The 26,953-nt window shown below is 53.0% G+C and carries 26 protein-coding genes; 12 read left to right on the top strand and 14 right to left on the bottom strand.

Annotation, left to right across the window (positions count from 1 at the left end; all coding sequences use genetic code 11):
* Nucleotides 1-33 precede the first annotated feature (33 nt).
* Nucleotides 34-1,359 (bottom strand): uracil-xanthine permease family protein, encoded by a 1,326-nt coding sequence (locus OOT00_RS05215; RefSeq protein WP_265424252.1) that lies wholly within the window; start codon nucleotides 1,357-1,359, stop codon nucleotides 34-36.
* 154 nt (nucleotides 1,360-1,513) lie between these two features.
* The gene (locus OOT00_RS05210) at nucleotides 1,514-2,263 is read right to left on the bottom strand and encodes an SGNH/GDSL hydrolase family protein (RefSeq protein ID WP_265424251.1); all 750 of its coding nucleotides are present in this window, start codon (nucleotides 2,261-2,263) and stop codon (nucleotides 1,514-1,516) included.
* Nucleotides 2,264-2,574: 311 nt separating this feature from the next.
* On the opposite strand from OOT00_RS05210, the gene OOT00_RS05205 reads away from it, so the two are divergent.
* On the top strand, nucleotides 2,575-3,000 hold the full coding sequence (locus tag OOT00_RS05205) for a TraR/DksA family transcriptional regulator (protein WP_265424250.1): 426 nt from the start codon (nucleotides 2,575-2,577) through the stop codon (nucleotides 2,998-3,000).
* Nucleotides 3,001-3,169: 169 nt separating this feature from the next.
* Here OOT00_RS05205 and OOT00_RS05200 read toward each other — a convergent pair whose 3' ends face one another.
* From OOT00_RS05200 to OOT00_RS05190, 3 genes are read right to left on the bottom strand one after another with little or no spacing between them, the layout of a single operon-like run.
* Nucleotides 3,170-3,607 (bottom strand): arsenate reductase ArsC, encoded by a 438-nt coding sequence (locus OOT00_RS05200; RefSeq protein ID WP_265424249.1) that lies wholly within the window; start codon nucleotides 3,605-3,607, stop codon nucleotides 3,170-3,172.
* Between the two features lie 42 nt (nucleotides 3,608-3,649).
* The gene (locus OOT00_RS05195; RefSeq protein WP_265424248.1) at nucleotides 3,650-5,584 is read right to left on the bottom strand and encodes a heavy metal translocating P-type ATPase; all 1,935 of its coding nucleotides are present in this window, start codon (nucleotides 5,582-5,584) and stop codon (nucleotides 3,650-3,652) included.
* Nucleotides 5,585-5,630: 46 nt separating this feature from the next.
* Nucleotides 5,631-5,903 carry a metal-sensitive transcriptional regulator gene (locus OOT00_RS05190; RefSeq protein WP_265424247.1) on the bottom strand — a complete coding sequence of 91 codons (273 nt, stop codon included), beginning with the start codon at nucleotides 5,901-5,903 and terminating at the stop codon, nucleotides 5,631-5,633.
* Nucleotides 5,904-6,348: 445 nt separating this feature from the next.
* Here OOT00_RS05190 and OOT00_RS05185 point away from each other — a divergent pair, with 445 nt between their 5' ends.
* Nucleotides 6,349-7,089, top strand: coding sequence for an arginase family protein (locus tag OOT00_RS05185; RefSeq protein ID WP_265424246.1), 741 nt, complete (start codon nucleotides 6,349-6,351; stop codon nucleotides 7,087-7,089).
* Nucleotides 7,090-7,092: 3 nt separating this feature from the next.
* A complete protein-coding gene (locus OOT00_RS05180; protein ID WP_265424245.1) occupies nucleotides 7,093-8,148 on the top strand; it encodes a radical SAM protein in 1,056 nt (351 codons plus the stop codon).
* Nucleotides 8,149-8,186: 38 nt separating this feature from the next.
* Here OOT00_RS05180 and OOT00_RS05175 read toward each other — a convergent pair whose 3' ends face one another.
* Both OOT00_RS05175 and efp read right to left on the bottom strand, forming a co-directional pair.
* Nucleotides 8,187-10,190: a response regulator gene (locus tag OOT00_RS05175; protein WP_265424244.1), complete on the bottom strand. Its 2,004-nt coding sequence runs from the start codon at nucleotides 10,188-10,190 to the stop codon at nucleotides 8,187-8,189.
* A gap of 145 nt (nucleotides 10,191-10,335) precedes the next feature.
* Nucleotides 10,336-10,899 carry an elongation factor P gene (gene efp / locus OOT00_RS05170; protein WP_265424243.1) on the bottom strand — a complete coding sequence of 188 codons (564 nt, stop codon included), beginning with the start codon at nucleotides 10,897-10,899 and terminating at the stop codon, nucleotides 10,336-10,338.
* 357 nt (nucleotides 10,900-11,256) lie between these two features.
* On the opposite strand from efp, the gene guaA reads away from it, so the two are divergent.
* The 4 genes from guaA to OOT00_RS05150 all read left to right on the top strand — a co-directional run bounded on the left by guaA (nucleotide 11,257) and on the right by OOT00_RS05150 (nucleotide 14,974).
* Nucleotides 11,257-12,780: a glutamine-hydrolyzing GMP synthase gene (gene guaA, locus OOT00_RS05165; protein ID WP_265424242.1), complete on the top strand. Its 1,524-nt coding sequence runs from the start codon at nucleotides 11,257-11,259 to the stop codon at nucleotides 12,778-12,780.
* A gap of 69 nt (nucleotides 12,781-12,849) precedes the next feature.
* Complete coding sequence (locus tag OOT00_RS05160) at nucleotides 12,850-13,710, top strand: coiled-coil domain-containing protein (RefSeq protein WP_265424241.1); 861 nt, start codon at nucleotides 12,850-12,852, stop codon at nucleotides 13,708-13,710.
* A gap of 30 nt (nucleotides 13,711-13,740) precedes the next feature.
* Entirely contained in the window at nucleotides 13,741-14,535 is a 795-nt protein-coding gene (locus tag OOT00_RS05155; RefSeq protein WP_265424240.1) for an alpha/beta hydrolase, read from the top strand.
* Nucleotides 14,522-14,974 (top strand): metal-dependent hydrolase, encoded by a 453-nt coding sequence (locus OOT00_RS05150; RefSeq protein WP_265424239.1) that lies wholly within the window; start codon nucleotides 14,522-14,524, stop codon nucleotides 14,972-14,974. Before OOT00_RS05155 ends, OOT00_RS05150 begins: the two co-directional genes overlap by 14 nt.
* A gap of 93 nt (nucleotides 14,975-15,067) precedes the next feature.
* Here the strand turns inward: OOT00_RS05150 and OOT00_RS05145 are convergent, their stop codons facing one another.
* Complete coding sequence (locus OOT00_RS05145; RefSeq protein WP_265424238.1) at nucleotides 15,068-15,313, bottom strand: hypothetical protein; 246 nt, start codon at nucleotides 15,311-15,313, stop codon at nucleotides 15,068-15,070.
* Nucleotides 15,285-16,049, bottom strand: a complete 765-nt coding sequence (locus OOT00_RS05140; RefSeq protein WP_265424237.1) for an AMIN domain-containing protein — start codon at nucleotides 16,047-16,049, stop codon at nucleotides 15,285-15,287. Before OOT00_RS05140 ends, OOT00_RS05145 begins: the two co-directional genes overlap by 29 nt.
* Before the next feature lie 422 nt (nucleotides 16,050-16,471).
* Here OOT00_RS05140 and OOT00_RS05135 point away from each other — a divergent pair, with 422 nt between their 5' ends.
* From OOT00_RS05135 to OOT00_RS05115, 5 genes are all read left to right on the top strand, one after another.
* A complete protein-coding gene (locus OOT00_RS05135) occupies nucleotides 16,472-17,884 on the top strand; it encodes an MFS transporter (protein ID WP_265424236.1) in 1,413 nt (470 codons plus the stop codon).
* Nucleotides 17,885-17,965: 81 nt separating this feature from the next.
* Complete coding sequence (locus OOT00_RS05130) at nucleotides 17,966-18,880, top strand: alpha/beta fold hydrolase (RefSeq protein WP_265424235.1); 915 nt, start codon at nucleotides 17,966-17,968, stop codon at nucleotides 18,878-18,880.
* Entirely contained in the window at nucleotides 18,861-19,358 is a 498-nt protein-coding gene (locus OOT00_RS05125; RefSeq protein WP_265424234.1) for an SRPBCC family protein, read from the top strand. The genes OOT00_RS05130 and OOT00_RS05125 overlap by 20 nt, the downstream gene beginning before the upstream one ends.
* A gap of 10 nt (nucleotides 19,359-19,368) precedes the next feature.
* Nucleotides 19,369-20,364: an NAD-dependent epimerase/dehydratase family protein gene (locus tag OOT00_RS05120; protein WP_265424233.1), complete on the top strand. Its 996-nt coding sequence runs from the start codon at nucleotides 19,369-19,371 to the stop codon at nucleotides 20,362-20,364.
* Between the two features lie 62 nt (nucleotides 20,365-20,426).
* Complete coding sequence (locus OOT00_RS05115; RefSeq protein ID WP_265424232.1) at nucleotides 20,427-20,951, top strand: 2-thiouracil desulfurase family protein; 525 nt, start codon at nucleotides 20,427-20,429, stop codon at nucleotides 20,949-20,951.
* A 486-nt stretch (nucleotides 20,952-21,437) separates the two neighbouring features.
* On the opposite strand, the gene OOT00_RS05110 is transcribed toward OOT00_RS05115, so the two are convergent.
* The 5 genes from OOT00_RS05110 to OOT00_RS05090 all read right to left on the bottom strand — a co-directional run bounded on the left by OOT00_RS05110 (nucleotide 21,438) and on the right by OOT00_RS05090 (nucleotide 26,921).
* Nucleotides 21,438-21,878 (bottom strand): EutP/PduV family microcompartment system protein, encoded by a 441-nt coding sequence (locus tag OOT00_RS05110; RefSeq protein ID WP_265424231.1) that lies wholly within the window; start codon nucleotides 21,876-21,878, stop codon nucleotides 21,438-21,440.
* Nucleotides 21,875-22,234, bottom strand: a complete 360-nt coding sequence (locus OOT00_RS05105) for a BMC domain-containing protein (protein WP_368407578.1) — start codon at nucleotides 22,232-22,234, stop codon at nucleotides 21,875-21,877. The genes OOT00_RS05110 and OOT00_RS05105 overlap by 4 nt, the downstream gene beginning before the upstream one ends.
* 114 nt (nucleotides 22,235-22,348) lie before the next feature.
* Entirely contained in the window at nucleotides 22,349-24,820 is a 2,472-nt protein-coding gene (locus OOT00_RS16385; protein ID WP_265424230.1) for a CehA/McbA family metallohydrolase, read from the bottom strand.
* A gap of 205 nt (nucleotides 24,821-25,025) precedes the next feature.
* Complete coding sequence (locus OOT00_RS05095) at nucleotides 25,026-25,577, bottom strand: BMC domain-containing protein (protein WP_265424229.1); 552 nt, start codon at nucleotides 25,575-25,577, stop codon at nucleotides 25,026-25,028.
* Between the two features lie 18 nt (nucleotides 25,578-25,595).
* Nucleotides 25,596-26,921 (bottom strand): 4Fe-4S dicluster domain-containing protein, encoded by a 1,326-nt coding sequence (locus tag OOT00_RS05090; protein WP_265424228.1) that lies wholly within the window; start codon nucleotides 26,919-26,921, stop codon nucleotides 25,596-25,598.
* Between the last annotated feature and the right edge of the window lie 32 nt (nucleotides 26,922-26,953).

The following is a 26,953-nucleotide window of genomic DNA, read 5'->3' as shown; positions in this document are numbered from 1 at the left end:
AGATATAAAGTGGCCGTTAAAAACCCTGACCTTTCAGTGTTGAGAAAGCACCTCTTCCTCTGCCTTTTCCCTCCTGCTTCTACGAAAAACAATATGTTCCAGAGACAGCGCTGCGAAAACCCCCACCACAAAACCATTACCCAGAATGGGTACCAGAAGGGGAGGCAGCGCCACCCTGACTTCCGGCGGCATATAAGAAACAAGAATGCCGAGCATCATGGGAATTCCCAGGGTCAGACCATCCTGAAAGGAAAATTCCCCGTTACCAAAGGCCACCATAAGGCCAGCGGCCATTTGGGCACACATGATATAAAGGAGGAGGGTCCCCACCACAAGAGCCGGTACATTCCACGTGAAGGCCACCACGGCGGGGAAAAAGGCCATGGTCATCATCCCCATACTGGTGGGGATCATGGTAAAGCGGGAGGCATTTCCATTGGCGGCAACAATCCCCACACTCATGGAAAAATTCACCGGTCCGATCACTCCGAAAAAACCTGCCACCATATTGGCAAAACCACTCAGGGTGATACCAGCACTCACCCGCCTTTCCATGGCTGGCGGCCGGATAATCTGTCCCAGTGCGCGAATGGAACCCAGGTCGTTGATGGAAAGGGCAATAAAACAGATCACAAAGGAGATAAGCAGGCCGGGTTCCCAGACAGGGCTGGTAGTAAACCCGGAAAAAAAAGGGGCAACCACACCGGCATCCCCCGCACGGCGCCAGTTATCAGGGGGAAGCAGCAACAGACAGAGAAAGCTTCCCCCAACTATGGCCCAGACCATCATGGTTGACTTCCAGATACCGGGCAAAAGCCTGTCCGCCAGGACCATGGTCACAAAAAAAATAAGGGCAAAGCCAAGGTGAGTCAGAATATTTTCCTGAGATGCACCCATAAGAAGGAGGTTCAGAATGGTGGGCGTAATGGTAAGGGCAATAAGAATGAGAATGGCTGCCACCACCCTTGGGGTAAACAGCCCTGCCATACGCGAAAAAAGGCCCGTAATACTCAGGAGCACCAGAAAGGCTCCACCTGCAGCAATGGACGTATAGATGGCATCCACGGAGCTGTCTGAACCCGCCAGAATCGCCACCAGCAGAACCGTTGCTGGTCCGGTGATCAGAGGCATTCGGTGCCCCCACAGAATCTGAAACAACAAAGCCGCTCCCATAACAAAAAACAGTTTCTGCATATACAGCAACTGCTGGCCGGGATCGCTGTACTGCAGACCGGCCACCACCTTGCCGATAATGATTACGGTAACTATGGTGACAGCCAGCCACTGCAATCCAAAAACCAGCATCCGGGCCGGAGGGGGCCACTCATCAAGACCATACTGCATTGCCTGCTTTTCCAAACCAGTTTCCTCCTTCTTCTGCAATGATCGGCCATGAAACAAAACATCCATGGCCTTTTTATCTCTCGGTCAACAATCCAGATATTCTGCTTCTTCACCGCTGGCCATAAACAACCCATTCGGAGAAGCATCGGGGATAGGGCTCCTGATTACATCACTGATCCATGCAGATTTCAGGCACCAGTACTTCTGCAAGATACCGCCCCCAGATCGCATATCCCACCGGAGAAGGATGGAAGCCGTCGCTGCAAAAAAACTCCGGTTCGGGATGGACGCCAACGGGGCCAGCGGCATGGCTCACACCCGAACTCTTTTCCGCCAGACTCCGACTGACCGCATCAAGCATCCGGCCACGCAACCCCAGAATTTCCCTCAATGGCTGGGGAAGGGCCGGGAAAAGGCCCACTGGCGGGACCCCTGCCAGCACCACAGGAACAGCTTCCCATCTTCTGCGCAAAAGAGAGATCAGAGCACGGAGGTCCTTGCGCCAGACAGAGGCACTTCTCATCCGCACCACATCATTCACCCCCAGAACCAGAACCACCACATCCGGGGAAAAGAAGACTCTGCTTCCTGCCACCAAAGTACAGGCATCCCTTGCAGTCAGACCGTTCCGGCCGAGAACCTGCCAGAAGACTTCACAACCCGCACGCTCCGCAGAAGCCTTGGCCAGCTGACCGGCAAGGGCTTCTTTCTGGCTTGCTGCTCCCACACCAGCAGCGGTGGATTCTCCAATGAGCAGGATATGAAAACCCGGTGCCCGGCCCGGTACCCGGCCCCTGACCGGCCCGTCAGCTTCGGGTAAGCGTGGAATGGTACGGCAGAGCCACCAGCCTTGCACCAGAAAAAAAGGACTGAACAGAAGACTCAGATTCACAAGCCATCGAAGCAGGAACTCAGCCATAACCACCCTCCATCGCCATCTTCCTTTTATACAAAAAAAGGGAAGCAGGGCCCTGGAACTGCATGCCCTCCCACCCTTCTCCCTTAGTCCCTTTCCTCCCCTGCCGCAAGCCCTCCGAGACTCTTTGGGCTGATGAACGGGGACACAGAATCCGGGCAACAGAAACCACGCCACCCGTCTGAACCGGCTTTCCCATAAAAAAGCAAGCAAATGACGATTTTTTAACGGAGGCCTCATCTTCCTCCAACAGAGCCGCCCTATCCTGCAGGCAGTGGAATCAGAAGAGTCAACATCAGAAAAGGAGTATGACGATGGCCCTATCCATGATTACCCTGGAAACCTATCAGCCCCATGAAAAAGAACCCTACATGAACGGGAAACAGAAGGCATGGTTCCGAAAACGTCTTCTGGAACAGAGGGAAGCACTGGTGCAGGAGGCCCGCAGGCAGCTGAGAGAAATCCGGGAAACGGATTTTCTGCAGGTATCCGATATGGTGGATCGAAGCGTATCGGAAATATGGAGGGAGCAGCAACTACGGGTTCAGGTCCGATTCCGGGAAGTACTGGACAGAAACACCGAAGCGCTGCGCCTTCTTGAAGAAGGGGATTACGGCTATTGCAGCCTGACGGGAGAACCCATAGGCATTCCCCGCCTGCTGGCTGTTCCGGATGCCATTTTCAGCTTTGAAGCCCAGCAGCTCAGGGAAAAAAGGGGAGGAATGATGGCCCTTTCTTAGGGCTGATCCGCTATGGTTCCACCAGAACAGCCAAACTCCTGCTCCCAGTGAATCCCCCGCAATCATTCTCCTTCGGCCCCTGCCTCAGGATGGCAGGGGCCGGGACAACCTCTTTCATAACTAACGGGAAGGAAAGATCTTCTATCCAACGGGAAGCCTGACGCAGAATTCAGACTTTTCTGAGCCAGTCCCGGATTTTTGCCTTCAGGTCGTCCCTCACTTTTCTGAAGGCAGCCAGTTTTTCCTCCTCGGAACCTTCCGCCCCGGAAGGATTATCCAGCATCCAGTGGTGACGGTTGCCTTCGGGCAGCCCCGGCCAAACACGGGGACAGGACTGCTGCGCCTTATCGCATACGGTAATCATATGCAGAACAGCCTCCTTCCCCAGATACACACCGATACCTTTAGGCTGATGGCTGCTGATATCCATACCTTCTTCCGCCAGTACGGCAATGGCCATGGGATGAACCCTTTCGCCGGGTTCCACACCCGCACTGACGGCCGTAAAACGGTCACCCCCCATATGGTTGAGCAGGCCTTCGGCCATCTGACTGCGAATGGTGTTACCATTGCAGAGAAAAATTACCAGTTTCTTATGTTCGGACATAACAGGTCTCCTTTCGTAAATGAAACAAGGCTTCCAAACCATTTATACAGGCTTTCTGTTAGGAAAGGATGAGCCCCTGAATGTGTTTCCCTTTTTCTCCGCCAGAAAACCCAGACTGGCGGATGAAAGCACCACCAGCACGGAACCGACATTATGTACCACTGCCCCCATGATGGGTGTGATCAAGCCAGCACCACTGGCGAAAACAGCAAGGATATTAAATATAAGGGCAAAAGCGATATTAAACCGGATCACTCCCATCATCCTGCGGCTCAGGTGAATAAGAAAAGGCAGCCGTGAGATATCATCCCCCATCAAAGCAATATCTGCCGTTTCCAATGCCACTTCCGTTCCCATGGCGCCCATGGCAATGCCCGTATCCGCTGCTGCCAGAGCCGGAGCATCATTGATACCGTCTCCCACAAAAACAACCCTTCCTTTTTCGCCTTTCAGGGTAAGAATCTGCTCCAGCTTTTCTTCAGGCTTCAAACCGGACCACAATATACGGATCCCCGTCTCCTTTCCAACCCTTTCAACGGATGCGGCATGATCTCCGGATAATACGGCAATATGCTGAATTCCTGCCTCTTTCAACTCTGTAATGGTTTCTGCCACCCCATGCCGGACACGGTCTGCCACACAGATCATCCCCAGTGCCTTTTTTTCCTTCCACACCATGAGAGGCGTGCTGCCTTCCTGCATGGCGGCTTCCAGTGGGCCCTTCAGTCCTTCCGGCACAGCCGACATACCACCACAAAAACCGGCACTTCCCACCTCCACAAGAACACCATCCACCTGACCCTGCACGCCAAGTCCCGGAACCATTCCCGGGTTGTCAGCAGGGCTGACAATAATTCCTGCTTCCTCTGCAGCCCTGAGCACAGCCCCTGCCAGAGGATGGCTGGCATGGTTCTCCACACTGGCGGCCATCTGCAGCAGGTGCTCCGGTGCCACGCCCTCTGCAGTGATAAGGGTCTTCACCCTGGGCCGTCCTTCCGTAAGGGTGCCCGTTTTATCAAAAACAAGGATGTCAACCCGTCCCACAGCCTCCATATGCACCCCGTCTTTCACCAGAATCCCCGCCCGTGCCGCCCGGCCGATGGCCGCAACCGTAGCCGTCGGAACAGCCAGAATTAACGCACAGGGGCATCCGACAATGAGTACAGCCACAGCTCTTGTAGCGTCACCGGTTATTACCCATGCGGCGATGGCACAAAGCAGAACAAGGGGAGTAAAATACCGCGCAAACCGGTCAATAAAAGGAACGGTTTCCGGGCGGGCCGCTTCCGCTTTCTCCACAAGGCGGATCACCTGCCCCAGAGTAGTATCCTGTCCCACCTTTTCCGTCCGCATCCACAAAACGCCATTCTGATTCATGGTACCGGCATAGAGGAAATCATCCGCTTTCTTTTCCACGGGAATGGCTTCTCCGGTTATAACAGACTGATCCACAGCTGAAAGCCCACGGATAACAAGGCCATCCACGGGTATCTGCTCGCCCGGACGGATGATCAGATGGTCTCCTGCCCGTACACTCTCAACGGGTACCCGCTCTTCGTGATTTCCCCTCACTACGGTGGCATGAAGGGGAGACACCTTCACCAGGGCCTGTATGGATCTGCGGGCAGAAGCTGCTGTCATCTCTTCCACCAGACTACCCAGCACCATGATGCAGCTGACAACTGCGGCCGTCAGAAATTCTCCGCTCACAAGACAGGCAAGAATGGCAAGAGACACCAGCTCATCCACATTCACCTTCTTTTCCATCAGCCCTTTTACGGCACCGGCAATGACGGGCAGCCCATTGATGGCAACGGAAATCAGAATAAGGCCCTGAGCCACTACAGGGTACTCCGGCATGAATTCAGACAGAAGAAAACCGGCAAAGGCCAGCAAAGCTCCCATCCCCAACTTCATGAAATCTTTGCTCTGCAGCAAGTCCTCGTAAACACCCAGTCTGGCAAAACGTCCTATCATAAATTTTGCTCCTGTACGTTACAGTAGAATAAAGACAGGCTGACTCTCACCGGATTTTTTGCAAATGTTCCATAAGCTCATCAATCAGTTCCTCATCATGTTCAAGAGCCGCCTTAGCTATGCAACCTTTCAGGTGATCTCCGATAACCTGTATCCATACACCCCGGAGTGCACCGGAAACGGAGTTGATCTGCCTAAGTACATCAATGCAGTCTCTGTCCTGTTCCACCATGGCGCAAAGCCCCCTCACCTGGCCTTCAATTCTGCCCAGTCTTTTGATAAGACGCTCTTTATCCTGATCTGTTCCGCACAATCCCATGGACAATCTCCCGTTTCCGCATTAATAGCCTATAGGGGTATACCCTATGCTGCTTACTAGACTCTTTTACCAGATAAAGCAAGAGTCATATCCCTTCCCCATATCAGATCAGCAGTTCGATACAGCGACCCTTGCCCATCCATTCTGATCATAAATTTAGCATAATTTTTCAGGCGGTTAGCAGCCAAAGATCCGGTTGAATGCCAGACGGCTGGCAGAAGCAAGTCCTGTACCTGCAACCAAGGACTGCCTTTTTCCGAATTCAGCTCACCATGGCTGAAATACCATATAGTTCAGAAACCAATATACCCCCCAAAAAAATCAGACCTTGTTTGCACAGGCAAGATCCCGTGCTACAGTAAGGCGTCGTCCGTCCCTAGAGAATACGATCACCAGCCCTCAGGCAGACAATGGCATTCAACGCCGACTTCAGGGAGGTTTTCCCATGAAAGTAGTCTTCGACCCCGCTTTTTATGAAGTGTATTCCAGAGATCCTGCCGCAGAAGCCGGACGCATGCAGGCCATTGTGCAGGAGATTGAAGACATGGCCGTTTTTATTTCACCGGAACCCGCCACGGAGGCAGAACTTCTCCGGGCCCACAGCCCGGATCTCCTCAATGAAGTACGGGCAGAAGGAGTCTTTGAAATAGCAGCCCTGGCAGCCGGTGCCGCCATTCTTACGGCCCGCATGAGTTTTCGGGAACCGGTTTTCGGTCTCATACGGCCACCCGGCCATCATGCATCAAGGGACAGCTGCTGGGGTTTCTGCTATTTTTCCAACATGGCCGTGGCCATGCTGGCCATGAAGGCCGAAGGACTGATTGAAAGGGCCCATGTGCTGGACTTCGATCTTCACTTCGGAGATGGCACCACCAACATCCTCGGTCCCCTTCCATGGGTCAGCCTGCACAATCCCATGGACCGCAACCGCAAGGACTATCTCCATGATGTGACAACCCGTCTGGCAGAAGTAGAAGCGGATATCATCGGCATATCAGCAGGATTCGACCATCACAAGAAAGACTGGGGGGGACTTCTGGAAACAGAAGATTATTTTGTCATGGGACAATGGGCAAAGGAAGCCGCACAACGCTGCCATGCCGGGCTGTTCGCCCTGCTCGAAGGAGGATACAACCACAGCGTTCTGGGGAAAAATGCAAGGGCGCTTATGGAAGGGATGGCCTGAGCCATGAAAGACTTTCTTGTTCTGCAAATTGAACCCAGTACCTGCTGCACCCTCCGATGCCCCACCTGCCCTCGCACGGCGTTTGCACAACACTGGGAAAACCGCCATTTACCCATGGACCAGCTGCACCGCATACTGCCACTGGCTGCCAGGGCAGAAATGGTACAGATCCAGGGATGGGGTGAACCTCTCTGCCATCCCAGCATCGCTGCCATAGTGGAAGCTATCCAACAGACAGGAACCCGCTGTGCCCTTACCACCAACGGATCCCTTCTGGATGAAAAACGAAGCAGGAACCTCCTCACAGCCGGACTTTCCCAGCTCACGGTTTCCGTAAGCGGAGCCACACAGGAAACCCATGCAGCCCTGCGACCTCCTTCGGATCTTTCAGCCATCATGAAAAACATACGTCGTTTCAGGGAACTGGCGAAAGAATCCGGAGCCGCCTGCCAGCTTACCCTGAGCTTTCTGCAACAGGACAAAAATATCCATGAATTGGCCGCGGTGGTCGCCATGGCCCGGGAATACAAGATGGATGACTGCCTTGCCATCAATGCGACCTATCTGCCTACACCCGACCATGAGCGCCAGTATGTCCGGCCCGGACTCGGCACAAAATGGGCCGGTCTCCGCGCCCTCTGGACTTCCATCCGAAAGGCTCAGAACTATATCAGCGCCAGGGTTCAGCCTGTGGAGCAAGCCGTCTGCGCCAATGATCCCCTCCAGTGCGTCTTCGTTGGAGCAGATGGTTCCGTCAGCCCCTGCATCTTTCTTCAGCTACCGCTGAAACCTGGATGTTCAGGGCATCCGCCCTTTGCGATCATGGGAAATCTTTTTGAAGAAGAATTTGATACCCTATGGAATCACACCCTTTACGGCCAATTCCGGGAGGCATTTCAGGTCCGGAGGGATTTTCATGAAGATCTTTATAAAGGCATAGACAACTGCAGCGAGGGCAGACGCCGCCTGCTGGAAGCCCCTGCCATTGAAAAGACTTTTTTTGACAAACACCCAGTACCACAGTCATGCCGTGCATGCGCCAAAATGAATGGATTGTAAGGCTGATGACAGTTTTTGACAAACAAAGAACAGAAGGGCTAAGACTTCTTTCTGTCGAAGCCCTTAGCCTGCCTTACTTCAGGACGGCCGGAAAGGATACAGGACTGAACAAAGGCATCGAGCCCGCCTCTGCGCAAAGCCTCCATCTCCGTACAAAAAATCGAATCTCCATCCTTTTCCGGTAAGGCATCCCCTTTTCCACCGGGAAATACGATGAAAACCGGAACAGGTGGCTTTCCTGCCAGCTGCTCCCAATGACGGATCCGGGATATCAGGTGAGAACTCATTTCACTGGAAAACCAGATAAGAATCCCGTCAAAATGCCCTTCTTCAGCCACATAGGCCGCCAGAAGAGCGGAAGGATCCGTAACCTGCTGCCTTCTGTAACCGGACGAAACTACCATGGAATCAAGAACATCGCCCGGTCCGAATTCGCCCACCAGCATGCGGAATTTCTTTTTCCGGACTTCCCGGAGACGGTGACGGGTCAGCATTTCTCCGTCACCGCCTTCACCGAGTAAGCGGGCCGCCATCTCAATGAGAAAAGTACGGGAAACAGGTCTTGTCAGATATCCGGCAAACCCGGATTTACGGCACAAACCGGCACTGCCGGGAACAGGACGGGAAAGGGCCAGAACCGGAACACCCCGCAGCCTGATGCCCATGCCTTCCAGCCCCTTATCCGGATTATCGATGGAAACCACCAGCAGATCCGGCACGGGTTGAAGGGGGACTTCCTCTCCACTCCGAAAAACGGCAACGGAAGCTCCGGAAGTTTTGAGATACTGGGCAGATATCTCCGCCTGCATGGGATGCCCGTCCACCAGAAAAATGCTGTAGCCCCGAAGATCAAGGCTGGAGCCCTGCTTTGTCACCAGAACTTCCCGGTCACGGGAGGCGTTGATGGTGAAGGTGAAAGTGCTGCCCTTTTCCGGATTGTTCTCCGCAGCAATGTTTCCTCCCATCATCTCCACGAGCTTCCGGCAAATGGCAAGACCGAGCCCTGAGCCACCGTACCTACGGGTACAGGTACCTTCTGCCTGTCTGAAAGCACCGAAAATAGCCTCTTCCTGCCCGGGCGGAATGCCTATACCCGTATCCTTCACACGGAAACGGAGAGAGAGTCTTCCCTCCTTTTCTTCAACAATGCATACGGAAAGAACAATCTCACCTTCTTCCGTAAACTTCACCGCATTGGAAAGAAGGTTGATCAGTACCTGCCGGAGTTTCTGAGGATCCCCCACAACACGATCGGGCACCAGGTCATCAAAGTGGGATATAAGGGTAACCTTTTGCGCATCCATGCGGCTACGCAGCACCTCCATGGCATCAAAGCACAAAAGCTCAAGATCATAAGGAATCTCTTCCATGATCATCTGGCCCGCCTCGATGCGGGAAAAATCCAGGATATCGTTCAGAAGCTGCAGAAGGGTCTCGCTGCTGGAACGGATGATTCCCAGAAATTCCTGCTGCTCCTCGTCCAGGCGGGTATCGAGAAGCAAATCCGTAAAACCGATCAGCCCATTGAGAGGAGTACGGATTTCATGGCTGATACCCGCCAGAAACTCACTTTTCGCTCTGGATGCGGCCTCCGCCCTGGCTGCAAGCGTACCGGAAACGGAAACCATACGCTCAAGGGAAGCATTCATCTCACGCAAACTCTTCAAGGCTTTCCGTTCACGCTCCACACGATGAATCCGTGCCAGAATCTCCCTTCGGTCAAAGGGCTTGCACACATAATCCGAGGCACCGGCTTCGATAATATCTGCATAATTATACTTTTCCGACATACCCGTCATCATCATCACATCAAGCTCGGGATGGTGATGACGCAGCATCTTCATCAGACCGATACCATCCATGCCCGGCATGGTGATATCCGAAATAACAAGATCCGGAACCTCTTCCGCCACTTCTGCCATGGCCTCGGTGGCATTGGCGGCGGTACAGCATGCATACCCTTCCTGAGTCAGCATGCGGTGCAACAAGCGCCGCAGAGCCGGATCATCATCGACTAGAAGTATTCTGTGAAATCGGAACATGGCAAGCACCTTACCTGCTGAAGCGATAAAGAATCCCGGAAGCACAGACGTAAACAATGGGAAAAGCCCATACACCGGAAAACGCTTTTCTTTTCTCCATACCAGCCCAAAATACTCAGGGCCGCAACGGCGGCCCTGTTTTTCTTTACTCTTTCACACGCTCTGAGTATTGCCCGGTACGGGTATCAATACGAATTTTTTCACCTTCCTCGACAAAGGAAGGAACCTGAACCGTTACGCCGGTTTCCAGAACAGCTGGCTTTGAATTCCCGGATGCGGTATCGCCCTTGACCCATGGCTCCGCTTTGGTAACCACAAGATCAATGAAGTTGGGCAGAGTCACACCAATGGCCCTGCTGCCCCAGAAAAGCACACTGCACACAACATTTTCCTTTAAAAAACCAACAACATCGGCAACCTGATCCGGGGTAAGGAATTCCTGCTCAAAGGTTGAGGTGTTCATAAAGCAGTAATTCTCACCGTCCATATAGGAAAATTCCATGGTACGCTCTTCCAGATCCGCTTTATTAAATTTTTCTCCGGAACGGAAAGTTCTTTCGAACTGGTTCCCGTTAACCATGTTTTTCAGGCGGCACTTATAAAGAGCCTGCCCCTTTCCGGGCTTCACAAACTCAAATTGGGTGACCACGTACGGATCCCCCTCATACTCTATCTTAAGGCCCTTACGAAGATCGGAACAATCCAGCATAGCAAACTCCTTTACCAAGTTCTCATAAAAATAACAAAAGTGCCTGACAAGCACCCTCAAAAAAAGCTTCCCAGACAAGGAAGCTTCTCCATATTACCCGGCCAGAATTGCGGTATAAACCATGCAGATACCGGAAATCTTTCAGGGTATCTGCCCAGACCTCCCTCGGGAGGACGGTCTTGACAAGACAAAGGGTTTCTACCATATTTCCGGAAGCTTCGCAATTCTTCATGCACACCCTGTACCCTGCCTTTCCGGTCTGCAGGATTCCAGCTTGCAATTTCCGTTCGTTTGTTAGAAAAAAGGCCAGCTTTTTATGTTTATGGCAGCCAGCCCCCTCCACATTGAGGAGTATTCATGATTCTGATTATTGATTTCGGCTCTCAGTTCAACCAGCTCATTGCCCGCAGGGTGAGGGAGCATTCCGTTTACTGCGTAATCGAACCCCCGAATGTCTCCATGGAAACCATCCGGGCATGCAACCCGGAAGGCATCATTCTTTCCGGAGGACCTGCCAGCATCTATGATGAAGGAAGCCCGAAAGTAGACCCTGCCATCTTCGACATGGGCATCCCCGTGCTTGGCATCTGCTACGGCATGCAATTCATGGTACATACCTTTGGCGGTGCCGTTGAAAAATCGCTGAAGCGTGAATACGGGTTTGCTTCTCTGAAACTGCACTGCACCCAAGATCTTTTTGCCGACATCAAAGATACCAGCTGCTGGATGAGCCACGGTGACTCCATTAAAAGCATTCCCGATGGTTTCGAGATCATTGCAGACACAGCCAATACTCCCGTTGCAGCCTGCCGCCATCCTGAAAAACATTTATATGGCGTACAGTTTCATCCCGAGGTGGAACATACCTGCGAAGGTCGAAAAATCATCGACAACTTCCTCTCCATCTGCCAGTGCACCCGTAACTGGACCATGGCCTCCTTTGCCAGAGAAACCATAGAAGAAATCAGAAGCACGGTCAAAGATCAGCAGGTGGTGCTGGGGCTCTCCGGTGGAGTGGACTCTTCCGTGGCTGCGGTGCTGATCCATAAAGCCATAGGGGATCAGCTCACCTGTATCTTCGTGGACAATGGCCTCCTTCGCAAGGATGAAGCCACAACCCTGAAAGAAATACTCACAACTAACCTTCAGATGAATATCCGCTTTGTGGATGCGGGCAGGCAATTTCTTGCAGCCCTTGAGAAAGTGACCGATCCGGAGGCAAAACGTAAAATCATTGGCAATCTTTTTATAGAAATCTTTGATGAGGAAGCCAAAAAAATCCAGAATGCAGCTTTTCTGGGGCAGGGAACCCTGTACCCGGACGTTATTGAATCCAGATCTGCCTTTGGCGGGCCATCAGCGGTTATTAAAAGCCACCACAACGTAGGAGGCCTTCCCGAAACCATGAACCTGAAGCTCATCGAGCCTCTGCAGTATCTTTTCAAAGATGAGGTAAGGGCTCTGGGTACGGAACTGGGAATTCCCGACGCCATGGTCTGGAGGCAACCCTTCCCCGGACCGGGGCTCGCCATCCGGATTCTGGGAGAAATTACGGAAGAACGTCTTGCCATCCTCCGGGATGCCGATGCCATTTTACTGGAAGAAGTGAGGTCCGCCGGTCTGTACAAGGAGTTATGGCAGAGCTTTGTGGTACTGCTCCCCATCCGTACCGTGGGTGTGATGGGTGACCACAGAACCTACGAGTTCACCTGCGTCATCCGTGCCGTTACCAGCAAGGATGCCATGACAGCAGACTGGGCAAGGCTGCCCCATGAATTTCTGGCAAAGGTTTCCAGCCGTATTATCAATGAAGTGCGCGGAATCAACCGTGTAGCCTATGATATCAGCTCCAAACCACCGGCTACCATAGAGTGGGAATAACACCGTCAGAAGCGGCAGACAGCAGCAAACGGCCGCTTCTGACCAGCCATGAAAGGACAGGCCTGTGTCATGCCCATGCAGGGAGATCACTACGATACCGCCTTTGAAATGGAACGCCTCCAGAAACGAATGGATGGGGTTTCCTTCCGCCTGACGCTGGCCATTCTGGTTATTGCCGGGCTTCTCGGCGGGCTGTTTTTCATTTCCTACTCAAAAATCCGGCAGGAACTCAAGGAGATCCAGACCCGGCAGGCCGAGGTTCTTTCCGGCAACAAGCCCCTCTCCCAGCAGCTTTTTGCCCTGGAAGCCAAACAGGAGGAAGTTGCGGAGCGGCTCTCCCTCACCCGAGGAATGCTGCAAACCCTTCAGAATGAAACAAAACAGCTGGCAGACCGACAGACACAAGACCGGAGTGAACTGACCCGGAAACTGGCATCTGTGGAGGCCCGGGAAATCCCGGATGCCGCTGCCATAGAAAATCTGAAGACCCAGCTCACTCAGACCAGTCGCAGCCTCCAGACAGAACAGGGTGAACGCAGAAAAATGGCAACGGAGCTTGCCTCCCTGAAAAAAGACCATAACGAGCTCCGGCAGGCGGGAGAAAGCCAGGCCACTCTGCTGGCCCAGATCAGCAAAAATATTCAGGAACAGGAAGCTGCCACCAGAAAAGAAATACAGGCCCTGCGTCAGGAACAGCAGGCCCTGCGAAAAGCCCAGGAAAGTCCCGAAGGCATGGCCAGAAAATCAGACCTCGATGCACTGGCCCGACGCAATGAGAATGACAGAATAGCCATGGAAAACCGCATCAACCGTAAATTCCAGCAGCTTCAGGTCTCTCTGGACGCCGCTCTCCGTGGCGGCATGCCCGGTACAAATGACAGTACCCGTTCCTCATCACCCATTCTGCAACAGGAAGTTCTGCAGGAATAAACGGCCACAGGCATCCAATAAGGAGGCATCATGACCGATAACCGTGTCCTTGCGGCTCTGAATCATCCGGCAGTTCAACGGGTCCTTTTTCATCCAAGGCCAGACGATGCTCCCCGTCCCCTGCCACCGGTTTCCTACAAAGACATGGTCCATCCCGACGGCATTCGTCTTTCCGGTGAACACCACAGCTGCGGTACAGAAAATGCGCCCCTTATTCTCTTTTTCCACGGCAACGGAGAAATTGCATCAGAATACAGAGAGCTGGCTCCTTTTTTCACGGCCCTCGGCTGGGATTTTCTGGTCATGGACTACAGGGGATACGGCCGATCCAAGGGAGAACCCACGGCCATCAGCCTGCAGGAAGATGCTCTCTGGATTCTGGACAGCCTCCACAAAGAAAACCCGGACAGACCCATTGCCCTCATGGGGCGGTCACTGGGCAGTGCCGCCGTCCTTCATGCGGCGGCCAGGAGGCCCCAGCTACCCGCCGCTCTCATTGTTGAATCCGGATTTGCCGACACCCAGCCCCTGATACGCCTTCTGGGAGCCGATATGAAAGCCCTTGGCATTCCTGACGATGCGGATTTCGGCAACCTTGAGGGTGTCCGAACCTTCCGAGGGCCTACCCTGATCATCCATGGTGAGAACGATCATGTGATTCCTCTGGCACAGGCTCAAAAACTAAAAAACCATGCCGCAGGTCATCCCCTGAGCATGGTCATCATTCCCACAGCCGACCACAACACCCTTTTTTATTATGGACTCAAACCCTATTTTACAGCCATTGCGTCCCTGCTGGAGGCCATTCCTGATGCCCGGATATAAAGCTCACGTAAGTTTCGGCTTCATTTCAGGCCTGCTCTGTATTGCCGCTCTCTTTTTCTGGAGCATCTACCGTCCTTCTCCTGAAACCATGGCGGTTCTCATGGGACTCTGCCTCATCGGCTCCCTGACGCCGGATGTGGATACGGACTCCAAGGGGCAGAATCTTGTATACACACTGCTCATTCTCTTTGATCTTTTTCTGATTTTGAAAGGAGAATATAAATGGGCTGCCATCCTGGGGTTCTGCGCCATGCTGCCCGCCCTGGGCCATCACAGGGGTTGGACCCACTCATGGTGGGCCATGCTCCTGATACCCTTGCCCATACTGGCCGCACCTGTTTTTATTTTCCATCAGAGCTGGCAGATGGCTCTCCCCTATTACCTTGCCGTTGTTCTCGGCTATTTCTCCCATCTTCTTCTGGACAGGAAATTCTTTTAAGATGGACCACTCAGCCGCCAGCCTCCCATCAAGGTGGTACCTCTGTCTAGGGAGATGGAAGCAATCGGGCAAAAAGAAGGGTGACAGATATCCCTACACTGCCGTGATACGGACACCATGTTCCAATGGCAGGTCCGGTCCCATCCAGCCGGCATCCCTACCATGGCAGACAGAATGTACTTCAGGGTATTCGGTGAGAATGCGGGGAAATCCATTGACAAGATCGGCAAAAAAACGCGCATACAGAATAATGCGCCGCCTGAACCTGATCTCAGGGCTGACCACGGTCACCTGGTAAGCACATAATTTTTCAAAAGAGCCCATCTTCCAGCAGAACATGCATGCCAAATCCCGTGACCTCCGTACGGAAAGATCCTTTCCAGTCTTCCCGAAGATCCAGCACCACACGGGTTTTCTCTCCCGAAGAATAATGGCGGATGCGGATAACAGCCTCGCTTGCAATATCCAGGCTCTGCTCTGTCTTAAAACGAGATCCCATGCCTGCCAGATCCAGAACAATCCGTCTTGGCTTTTCCAGAGTAAAGGCTTTGCTGTCATGGATGGAAGCTCCCGCATCAATTAGAATCCTGACTGTCTGTTTCCCCTCCTCCACCCGGATTTCTTTCAGAAGGGGCTGTACGGCAGAGTCTTCTTTTTTTCTCTCTACGGCGGCAGCACCTGTAACGGATGGAAACGTATTTTTTCCTGCAGCCTCAATCGTAACAGGAAGAGCCACATCGCTTTGAACCTCTTCCAGTGACTCCGGAAATCCGATGGCTGCACTTTCGGGCTGTTCACCCGGGTCCCCGTCGCCAGCCGCAAAAACGTCTCTTTTTTCCTTCTCCGAATCCGATGAGGAGACCAGATTCTCCGAAACATCCGCTGCAGCGACAGCTCCCGGCACTCCCTTTTCTTCTTCCGGAAACACCAGAACATACCGTCCTGAACTCTGATGGGCATCGGTTTCCAGAATAGCCCTCGGATCTTTCTGACTTCCCATCACCTGCAGGCCCAGAATGACACCCCAGAGAACAATCAGCAGGATTCCGGCAAGGCCAAATCCCCATCGCAGCATACCGTTAACCTCCTCAGCCTTTTCCGGAAGGGCTTCAACCCGAAGCGCTTCTGCAGGCCTTTCAGCACGCGCACTTCCGAAATATTTCTTCGTGCACTCGTTTTTCACGGGAGCATCATTTTGTGTTTCACTACAATACGATTGCAGTGAAGGCCATTACTCTATGGATATGAAAGGGCAACTTTGGTATCATAAGCATGCTTCCCGCAGATTCAAGCCTGAACATCCTTTTTTTCAGCAAACAGCCCCTGCTCTCTCCTGTCAGGCCCCACTCTGTCCATGATTATCCCTTCCATTCCATGCATTTCGGAAAATCCGTATTTGACAAAACAGGAATCTTGAGATTATGCCACCTTCACATGGAACTTCACAAGCCTGTGACGCCATTTTTTTTACGCAACCTACAGCCGGGATTTTCCACAATGCAAACCGCTTCATACCGCAATCACCCATGGCAGGTATTTTTCCTTGTGGCCATAGGTGTTTTCATGTCTACCCTGGACAGCAGTATCGTCAATATTGCCCTGCCGACCATTTTGAAAGACTATGAGTCCAGCCTGGCGATGACCGAATGGGTTGTTATGATCTATCTGCTCACCATCACCTGTTTTCTGCTGACCTTCGGCAGACTGGGCGACCTTCTGGGACGAAAGCGTATCTATGCCACAGGTCTTTTTATTTTCACTCTGGCATCCCTTTTCTGTGCCCTGGCACCCACTATCGGCAGCCTGATAGGAGCCCGCCTTTTCCAGGGCCTGGGATCCGCCATGATCATGGCCTGCACACCCGCTCTTCTGGTCGACGCCTTTCCCGATGCCCAGCGCGGCAAAGTGCTGGGGCTCAATGGTGCCGTGGTGGCATGTGGCCTCACGGCAGGTCCTGCCATAGGCGGTTTTCTCCTTTCCTTCGGATCCTGGCGCCTGATCTTTTACGTAAACGTTCCCATAGGGCTTACAGCAGCAGCCCTCGTTCTAGTGTGTCTCAGAGAATCCAAAAAGCAGCATCAGATTGACAGTTTTGACTGGCAGGGTACCCTTTTCGCAGCCCTTGCCATTGGCCTCCTTCTGATGGCACTTACCCATGGATACGGGTGGGGATTTCTCTCTCCGCTGTTTATCGTTACCCTTGGGGGAAGTACTCTCTTTTTCATTCTTTTTATGAAGGCAGAAAAGAAAAATCCATCTCCCATGCTGGATATCTCTCTGTTTCGCAATCGTCTTTTCGCCCTGCCAGCCCTCAGCGGCCTCCTGCTTTTCTGCAGCCTCTTTTTCATGGTGTTTCTCATGCCATTTTATCTCATGCTGGCCGCCGAGTTCTCCAGTGCCCTTACGGGCAAAATGCTCATGATTCCCTTTGTCTTCCTCCTCATCTTTTCTCCGCTATCCGGCACTCTCTCGGACCGCATGGGTTCAAGGATTCTTTGCACCTTCGGACTTTTTGTCATGGGAACAGGCCTTGTGTGTCTGGCTCACCTGACAGCCCCCCACACAGTTACAGACATTGCATGGCGTCTGGCGCTGGTTGGCATCGGTACCTCCATTTTCGTTTCTCCAAATTCTGCAACGGTCATGGGCCATGTACCGCCAGCGAACCGTGGTACGGCAGGAGCCGTGGTGGCATCGGCACGAAACCTTGGTATGGTTTTCGGCGTGGCACTGGCGGGAGCGGTTTTCCATTTTGTGTTTGACACCCGCAGTGGAGGTGTCTCCCTTGCCGCTTTCCGGCCGGAACATACTGAAATATTTATGCAGTCCTTCCGTGCTGCCATGCTGACAGGTGCCGCCTTTGCCTTCTGTGCCATGATTCCTTCATGGCTGCGCGGCCCTGAGAAATGAAAGCCTTGACCGGAAGGGCTGGCTTTCTTATGCTATTATACTTTGTATTGTACCCAGATCCCATAGCAAGGAGCATCCTTCATGCTACAGCCTGCACCTCAGGAAGGTTATGTACACCATCCGGATAAAGGTCCTCTTCACTACATTGACTGGGGAGGTAACGGGCCTTTCGCCCACCTCCTCCATGCCAATGGTTTCTGTGCCGGTACCTATGATCCTCTGATCCGGAAAATGACAAAAGACCTGCACATCATCGGAAGCGATATCCGGGGCCATGGCAGCTCCCCCTCTCCCACTGCGATGCCCGTCCGGCACTGGAAAATCTTCGCCGAAGACCTCCACTACACCATTACCAGCCTGATGCCTCCACCTGTCATAGGCATCGGTCACTCCCTCGGTGCCGTAACCACCCTCATTGCTGCCGTGCGACATCCGGAACTTTTTTCCTGCATCATCCTCATGGACCCCGTGATACTGCCCAGACGCTACCTCCTGTTCATGCGTTTTTTACGCATGGCAGGCCTCATCAAACAATTTCCGCTTGCCAAAGGTGCACGGCGCAGAAAATTCATCTTCCAGGGCAAACAGGAAGCTTTTGCCCGTTTTACCGCCGGACGGGGAATTTTTAAAACCTGGGATCCCGCCTTTGTGGATGCCTATCTTGAATGCGGCCTTCTGGAAGTGGATGAGGAAACGGCCATACTCAAATGCGACCCGGAACTGGAAGCACAGATTTTTGAATCCGTTCCTGCGGATATCTGGACCTATGTGGAAAACGTTCAGTGCCCCGTTCTGGCCATTCGCGGTAAAAAATCCGATACTTTTCTACAGGATGCTGCAGAAAGACTCACCCGTTCCATGAAAGACTGCGAACTGGTGGTAGTGGACAAAGCCGGCCATTTTGTTCCCATGGAACAACCTGATATCTGCGCTGATCATATTCTGGACTTCGTCCGCCGCAAAGGATTGGTCTCCCATGCACCTGCACCGGCTTGAAAGAAAACAGATTCTTTACGGAAAGCACAGCGCCATATGGTCGTTTTTCTCCGATCCCGTCAATCTTCAGGCTATTACACCGGAATGGATGCACTTTACCATTCGTTCCGGCCATGAAAAAGCCATGTTTCCCGGCCAGATTCTGAACTACCGTATCAAAGCCATCGCAAATATTCCCATGACCTGGGTCACAGAGATCACCCATGTGCAGGAAGGTGTGTTTTTTGTGGACGAGCAGCGGTTCGGTCCCTACCGTTTCTGGCATCACCTGCACCGCTTTACCCCCTGTGATAAGGGAATACTCATGGAAGACTCTATCCATTATGCCCTTCCCATGGATCCCTTCAGCCGTCCTCTCCATCCCCTTATCCGTACAAGACTGGACGCGGTTTTTGATTTCCGGGAAAAAGCGGTTGAGGCCTGTTTTCCTGATACCTCCGGCTTCATCCTGAAGAAATGCCGCCCTGACAAGCCATGAAAGGACCAAAATGAAAAAAATTCTTGTCACCGGTGCCAGCGGTTTCATAGGATCCCAGCTCTGCACCGCCCTTCTGAAAATGGGCTGCGAGGTGCGCATACTCAGCCGTTCCCACAGCCCAGCCCGCCAGCAGACGGCTCCGAGATGTGAAGTATACCCAGGAGACATCACCCGCCCTGAATCCCTCAAAGGAGTGGCCAAGAACGTGTCCCACGTCTTTCACCTCGCTTCCAGGGTTACGGACTGGGGTTCCTACAATGATTTTTATGAAACGGCCGTGGAAGGGACCCGTCATATCCTGGAAGCATGCATGGAAGAAAAGGTCGAACGCTTCGTCTACTTTTCTTCCTGTGCAGCCCTGGGCTTCTGTCGCCCCACACGCGGTCTGGATGAAGAAGCCCCTGCCATTCGCACGGGCATTCCCTACAGTGACACCAAGCTGGATGCAGAAATCCTTGTCAGGCAGGTATCCCATTCTTCCGGCATACCCGTAACCATTATCCGGCCCGCCAATGTCATTGGCCCGGAGAGCCTGTGGACACGGGATGTGCTGCAGGCCTTTCAGAAAGGTCCCGTACCGCTCATAGCAGGAGGCAGGGCACCCGGAGCCTTTATCAGCGTTGATAATCTTGTGGAAGGCAGCCTGCTGGCTGCCTTCTCTCCCAGAGCTGCGGGACGAACCTACCATTTCATGGATGGTGATTCACCGGACTGGAGAACCTATATCCAGACCCTTGCAGGCTGGATCGGGAAATCGACCACCGCCAGCCTCCCCGTGGGCCTGGCATGGAAACTGGGTGGTGCAGCGGAATGGCTGTCCGGTCTTACGGGAAAACGCCCCCCCATTTCCCGCATCTCCGCAGCCATCATGGGAATGGACCACAGTGTGTCCACCCAACGGGCAAAGGAGGAACTGGGATGGCAGAGCCGAGTATCCTATAATGAATCCATGGAAAAAATCCGAAGCCATCTGACAGCCCACAACAAACTGCCGGGAACACAATAAACGCCAAAGGCGGATATCAAAAAAAAGACCTCCCGTGCCCCCACAACACCATGGAATATTGTATGGAACAAATACTGGTCAGCAGCTGTCTTCTCGGGAAAAAAGTTCGGTACAACGGCAGTTCCCTAGGGGTTTCCGATCCCATTTTTGAGAAATGGAAGATTGAAAAACGCATCCTTTCCCTATGTCCGGAAGCAGATATCGGCATGAGCATCCCACGCCCTCCCGCTGAAATCAGAGGAGGCGATGGCAGCCGTGTTCTGGAAGGCACAGCCCATGTCGTGGATGCCAGCGGAAACAGAATGACCGCATTATTTACAGCAGCTGCCCGAATGGCACTGGATCTTTGCCTGAAGCAAGGAATAAGAATCGCCATTTTAACCGAAGGAAGCCCTTCCTGCGGCAGTACCAGAATTTACGATGGCAGCTTCTCCGGAAAAACCATTGCGGGGGCAGGCGTGACAGCAAGTCTTTTACGAGCCAACCATATTTATGTTTTCAGTCAGCATGCCATTGAAGATGTTGCCCGGCTTCTTCAGAAAATGGAAACGAAACTGTCGCAGAAAAAAATCCGATCAGGGGAGTAATACAGTATCCATTCGGCTCTGGAAGCAAGGCAGATAATCGACCGCTCATCCAGGCAATACGTCCCCGTCGGCTTCCCGCCCCAGCAGGCAAAGCAGCCAGCAGGGAAGGGGGCAGGTGCGGCATGCATAAGATTTTCAAAATCATTGAACTACTTGAAATAAAAAGGGCATTCTTCCGTGTTACGAAAAATCGTCAACCGAAAGAACATACCTTTGTCAGGCTCAGATTATGGTCAGAACTGTGGGACTGCGGGCCAAGCCCTGTCTTCATCATATTCTTGGCAGAAAGAATCCTGCGCCTGTCAATAATACGAAACTGCGGGGCCATGGGTTTCCTATGCCATTATCAGAAGAAACGGAAACGGATGGCACAAACTGTTGTATCACTACCCCGGTGGCCTGTACCTTATGGTGCAAAGCGGAGGACGTGAGCAGATACAGGAGAAAACTGGAAACACATTATCCGGTGGGCTTGCGGCAGGCTGACTACTGGAGCATGGCCTGCAGTCTCTCCAGGCCCTCGCCCGTATCACTGTTCCAGAGAACGATTTCTCTGGCACCCGCACTTTTCAGAAAACGTATCGCTCTGTCCGCATTGGCACCCGCCATCTGCACCTTTGATACGACTCCCACCACTCTACGGGTAAAAAGACTGGCAAACTGAGGAGGGAAAAGGCTGTTAATTCGAGTTGCATCCTGCACCATGACTACCACATCGCAGTCTGCTGATGTGGTGATAATGGCAGGGTAAAAACGCCGGTTCTCCAAAAACTCCCCAGGCGTATTCACAAAACGGCCGCAGTATTCCACGGCCATGGGTCTCCGGGTAGCAGACCGTTTGCCGGAGAGGGCTTCCATGAGGGCCGTTTTACCCGCTCCGTTTTCTCCGATGAACAACATCTTTTTACCGGTTTCCACACCGCTCATGACCGCGTCATTTCGACCAGAGCATAACGAAGCACAGTGTCAAAATAATCCAGAACAGCCCCGAGGGAGGCTTCCACGCTGGCCACATCCCCCACAATCACAAGGGAGCCACCAAAGCGGTCCAGAAAACCGATGTCCACAGAAGCGGCCTTGGTGGCAATATCTGCGGCAATAATGACACCTTCACTGGGGGTGATGGTAAGAATGCCGATGGCATCTCCCACTTCCTCATCCAACCCTAGTTTCATGTAGATACTGTTGTGAGGACTGGCAATTACGTGGGCCAGGGTCACCTGTTTTCCCGGCACATATTCCTGAATCACCCTCTGCTTGGGCTGTTCGGATACCGTTGTCACTTTCACCTCCGGAAAATCACCAAAAAAGGTATGATGGCGGGGGGCAGAGACTCGCCCCCCGGCCGTTTCCAGCCGAAGGGCGAAACCCCGTCAGAATCTGCCTGACCGCATCGCTCAGGGTGTTACATGCACCCACACGGGGTTACTGACCGCAACCCTGCCCGCAGCATCTTTTGCAATGAAATTATACCAGGTGTCTGCGGTGGGTTTCACGTCAAAGGAAAGGGCTTCCCTGTTTCTGCTTCCATCCAGTTTTCTGGAAGAAAGGGGGCTGCCGATTTCCGTCCCGCTGGTGTAGAGATCCACACTCTCCAGACCATGTACGGCAAAAGCATCCAGTTTCAGGGAAAGGGTCTGACCTGACCTGATGGTAAGGGTCTCACCGAATTCCATTCCCTTGGGGAAAAACAGCGGCCCCATGGACGCATAGGACCTGCCCTTAGCAACGGATTCTATGTAGCTTGCCGGTGTAAAATCACCTTCTACTTTGGCATAGGTACGGATCATGCCGGAGTAAAGGGTGGGAGAAGCCACATCGTGGGAATCGGAACCACCGGTCAGATAATAGGCCTTGTTTTTACCGGCAAGGTGGTCGGTCCACAGCTCCATGGCTTTGGCAAGGGTACGGGTATCCGTATTCTTTGCCTTGGAAAGATCCATGGTTGGCTGCAGCTCAATCAGATCGAAATCCGCATCATAACCACCGGGAGCAATTTCCCGGTTATTGAAGTAGCCGTAATCTGTATAGGGATGGTTCACAATGACCAGCGCGTTTCTGGCGTGGGCCTGAGCAATAATCTCCCCGACGGTGAGGCTGGGTTCAATGATTTCACCACCCAGAGGCATGGGCAGAATATTCAGATGCCCCCATCCCGGAGATACTTCCAGGCTGGGTATCATACCGATATTTCTGGCATCGGAAAAACGCTTGATGGGCAGGTGGTTATCCGTGGAATCATGATCACTCACCAGAGTAAGGTCCAGGCGACTGGCAAGCTGAGATTTCACCAGATCTTCCGGAGAAGTATTGCCATCTCCGATATCGGAATGATGATGCAGATCCACACTGTACCAGGCTTCATGGCTGGGGTGGATAAAGGTTTTCACGGCAACGTCAAGCGACTGCTTCTGGCGGGATGCCACACGGGCTTTCACCACTTCCGGCAGGCTGACAAAGTGGGCACCGGACATCACCCGGAAACTGAAATCACCCACCGCCAGGGGAATGGATACATGACCGACATTGTCAAGATCCGTAAAGTAGGTGCGTGCTCCCAGATACTTTACCGCAGGCACAGGACCGTCCACTTCAATTCTGGCATCCACGGCTTCTTTTGTTTCTTTATCCCTCACAGTCAGCATCACACGACCACCCTGTACAATGGCATACTCTCCCGTAAAGGAAAGGCGTGCGTCCTTGCCGGCCTCCACACGGATGGCTTTGGACCGGGATGCGGTATAGCCTGCAGCAATGGCATACACATTGTAATCCCCTTCGGGAAGTTCAAAGGAAAAAGACCCGTCCCCATTCCCCACGTGCCATACAAAAGGCTGTGTATGAACATGGGTCTCCTCCGAAGGAAGATACTGGGATCCATCATAGGTACCCCTGAAACGGCTTTCCTTTTCCACCACAATCACAGGATTGGCGTAAACCTTACCGTCATCACTGCGAACCACGCCGGACACCATGGCAGAATCCAGATTTTTCTTCTCAATCATTCTGGCAATAAACGGCGTGGTGTGTCCCTGCGGAGCCACCTGAAGTTCACCCGTAAAGACACGGGATTCTCCGGGGGCAAGATCATAATTATGATGAAGATCCTTATATCCTGTGGTGCCTCGGTAAATTTCCGTATCATCCATCTGCAGGGTGATGGCGTAATCATGGTTATAACTCACCACAAAATCACCAAAGGTCTCACCCACATTTTTACCCACATGGATATTTCTGGCACGGACATCCGGCGTATGATAACCGAAGGGGCCGAACATGTAGGCAGCCAGACCACTCATGGAATAACCGCTCTTCATGTCCGTGTACGTGTCAGGGCCGGGGTTGGATACGGTTGTCACCATTTTCAGCACGGGGCTGTTCTTTTCCAGTGTATAGACCGTCACCACATCCAGGGCATTGCCCTTACCATCACCCAGCCATGTGCTGGTGGTTTTGACCACACCCCTATCAGCGGTATTTTCAAGAATAGCGGCTTCCGCCTTAAGGGATCCGCCACTGGCCGTCCAGGAGTTCACCAAAAACTCCACGTCATTGACAATATTCACCCCAAAAACACCCGGCTCCGTCATAACGGCTATATTGGAAATACTGCCGTTGGTCATACCCCAGAAATTGGGGCTGCCAATGGCCAGGGTAACGGCCAGGTGTTCATTATAAAGGGTAATATCATCGGGGTGATTGAGCACATCACCCTCAATGGGTGAAGGACCCGTTACCACTCTCACCCCCTCTTTTTCTCCGGAAGCAGGATTCGAAACCTGCATCTTGCCACAGGCTGTCAGCAGAAATACCGACAGCAGGACAAGGGAACCAATGGCCAGAAAACCTGAAACTTTTTTAGCAAACACCACAAACCTCCCGTTTAAAAGTACATTTTCACTGCGCTTCCGCAAGGGAAGGCCCCGGAAAATCCGCAGGCAGCCCCTCCTTTCCCAACTTCTGAAGCCGGGAAGCCGTGCTGAAATCGCAGCAACCTGAAACTCTTCCGAAACAGGCAATCCTGCATCACACACCGGCGCTGCTTCCCGCGGAACGGGAATCACTTTCCGGATTTTACAGCAGTTGTGCCTTCAAATCCTCACTGGGTGAGGGAATCACCACATGACTCAGAACCGGCCCCGCATCACCCACACCCTCCACTCCAGCGCGAACGGAGGAATGCACAGATCCCACATCGCCGGTCATAGTGACAAAGGACTTTCCCGCAAGACCAGCGGCAAAACGAATTTCCAGAAGATCCACCTGGCCGGCTTTGGCCGCCGCATCCGCGGCCAGAATGCAGGCCACCGTTGTATAGGTTTCAATCACGCCCAGCGCATCAATGGAAGCCCTCAGACCCGTTCCGTTCAGAGCCGGAATCACACCACTGTGAACATTGGGAAGCACAAACCAGTCGATAATGGCCTCACCTCCGATTTCTCGCCCCGTCTCCACAGAGCTTTTCACAGCCCCCGTGTCTCCGGCAACCATAACGAGATAACGTCCCGGGCAGGTAGGACGGGCCAACACAAGCCTGACTTCCGCAGCCTTTACCATTTCATCAGCCGTGTGCATGCCCATGGCTATACTGTTCAGCTCAACGCAACCTATTGTTCTTAAATCCATTGTAGTCACCTTATATGATTAGGCCCTGATGGTTACCATGCCGTCTGCAATGGCTTCGACCACACCGTCAATACTTGCATGGACCCTTGCTCCCAGCGCATTCTCCGGAATTTCACCTATAAGATCGCCCCTTTTCACACTCTGACCTTCACATACCAGACAACGGGCGGGTGCACCGATATGCTGACGGAGCGGAATCATCACCCTGCTGGCCGTAAATCCGCTCACAAAACCGGGGTGGGTATCATATTGTGTCACATTTAAACGCTGCATGAGACGCTGGGTGGGAACATAGCGGGTATTCCGGAAAGGATGAGCCACAGGCTCCCTGCCGGAAGCCTGCCAGCGGATACCTTCCTTCATCAGTGCCTGCTTGATCTGGGCGTTCACTTCTCGGGGAGAAACCATCATGGGGCAGGCAAATTTTTCACAAAGACCGCATTCAGAGCAAAGCAACGCTTCTCTGGCCATATCGCTGTCCAGTATACCGGAGGCCAGCACCCGCATCAGTTTATGGGGATGAAGGGAATGGCCCATCAGATTTCTCGGGCAAAGATCCGTGCACTGGGAACACTGGCAACAAATCGTATTGGTAATCCGTCGAACCCGTTCAGGATCCATGATTTTTCTGGCCACCACCGTATGATCCGGTGGCAGAACGATGAGTCCGCTGGTGGTTTTGCTTACGGGCTGGTTCATGTCCGGCAGTACCCGGCCCATCATGGGGCCGCCGTCCACCACCCGGTAGTCAGAAATGGCAGGACCGCCGGCAAAGGCTATCACATCGGCCACAAGGCTGCCCACGGGAACCTTCACTACCATGTGCCTGCGGACTTCTCCCGTAACGGTCACATACCGGTCAATCAGGGGAATATCGTCCATGGCCCGAGCCACGTTATAAAGGGATTCCACATTACTGACCACAACACCCACCTGAAGGGGAATGCCGCCCTCGGGCACCGTTCTGCCCAAAACCTCATGCACCAGTACCTGCTCATCACCGGCGGGGTAAAAATCTTTCAGTTCAAAGACTTCCAGACGACCACGGGAATCTCTTGCAACGGAATGGCGCACCGCCGCCATGGCTGTTTCATGCTTACCCTTGAGACAGATAATTCCCCGTGAAGCACCGGTACTGTCCAGAACCGCTTCCAAACCGCGAACCATGGTATCCACTTCCGCTTCCATGAGATAAGGATCACTCATGAGCAGGGGTTCGCAGGAAGCACCGTTCACCAGAACCGTGTCCACCTCCGCATTCACCTTCACATGGGTCGGGAAACCGGCACCACCAGCCCCCACAACACCCGCATTCTTTATTTTCTCTACAATCTGCTCTCTCATTTCAGTCCCCACTGTCCGTTAAATGGGCAGCC

The organism is Desulfobotulus pelophilus (assembly GCF_026155325.1).
Lineage (GTDB): Bacteria > Desulfobacterota > Desulfobacteria > Desulfobacterales > ASO4-4 > Desulfobotulus > Desulfobotulus pelophilus.
The sequence above is the reverse complement of the archived record's forward strand: the minus strand, read 5'-3'. Positions and strand labels throughout refer to the sequence as shown.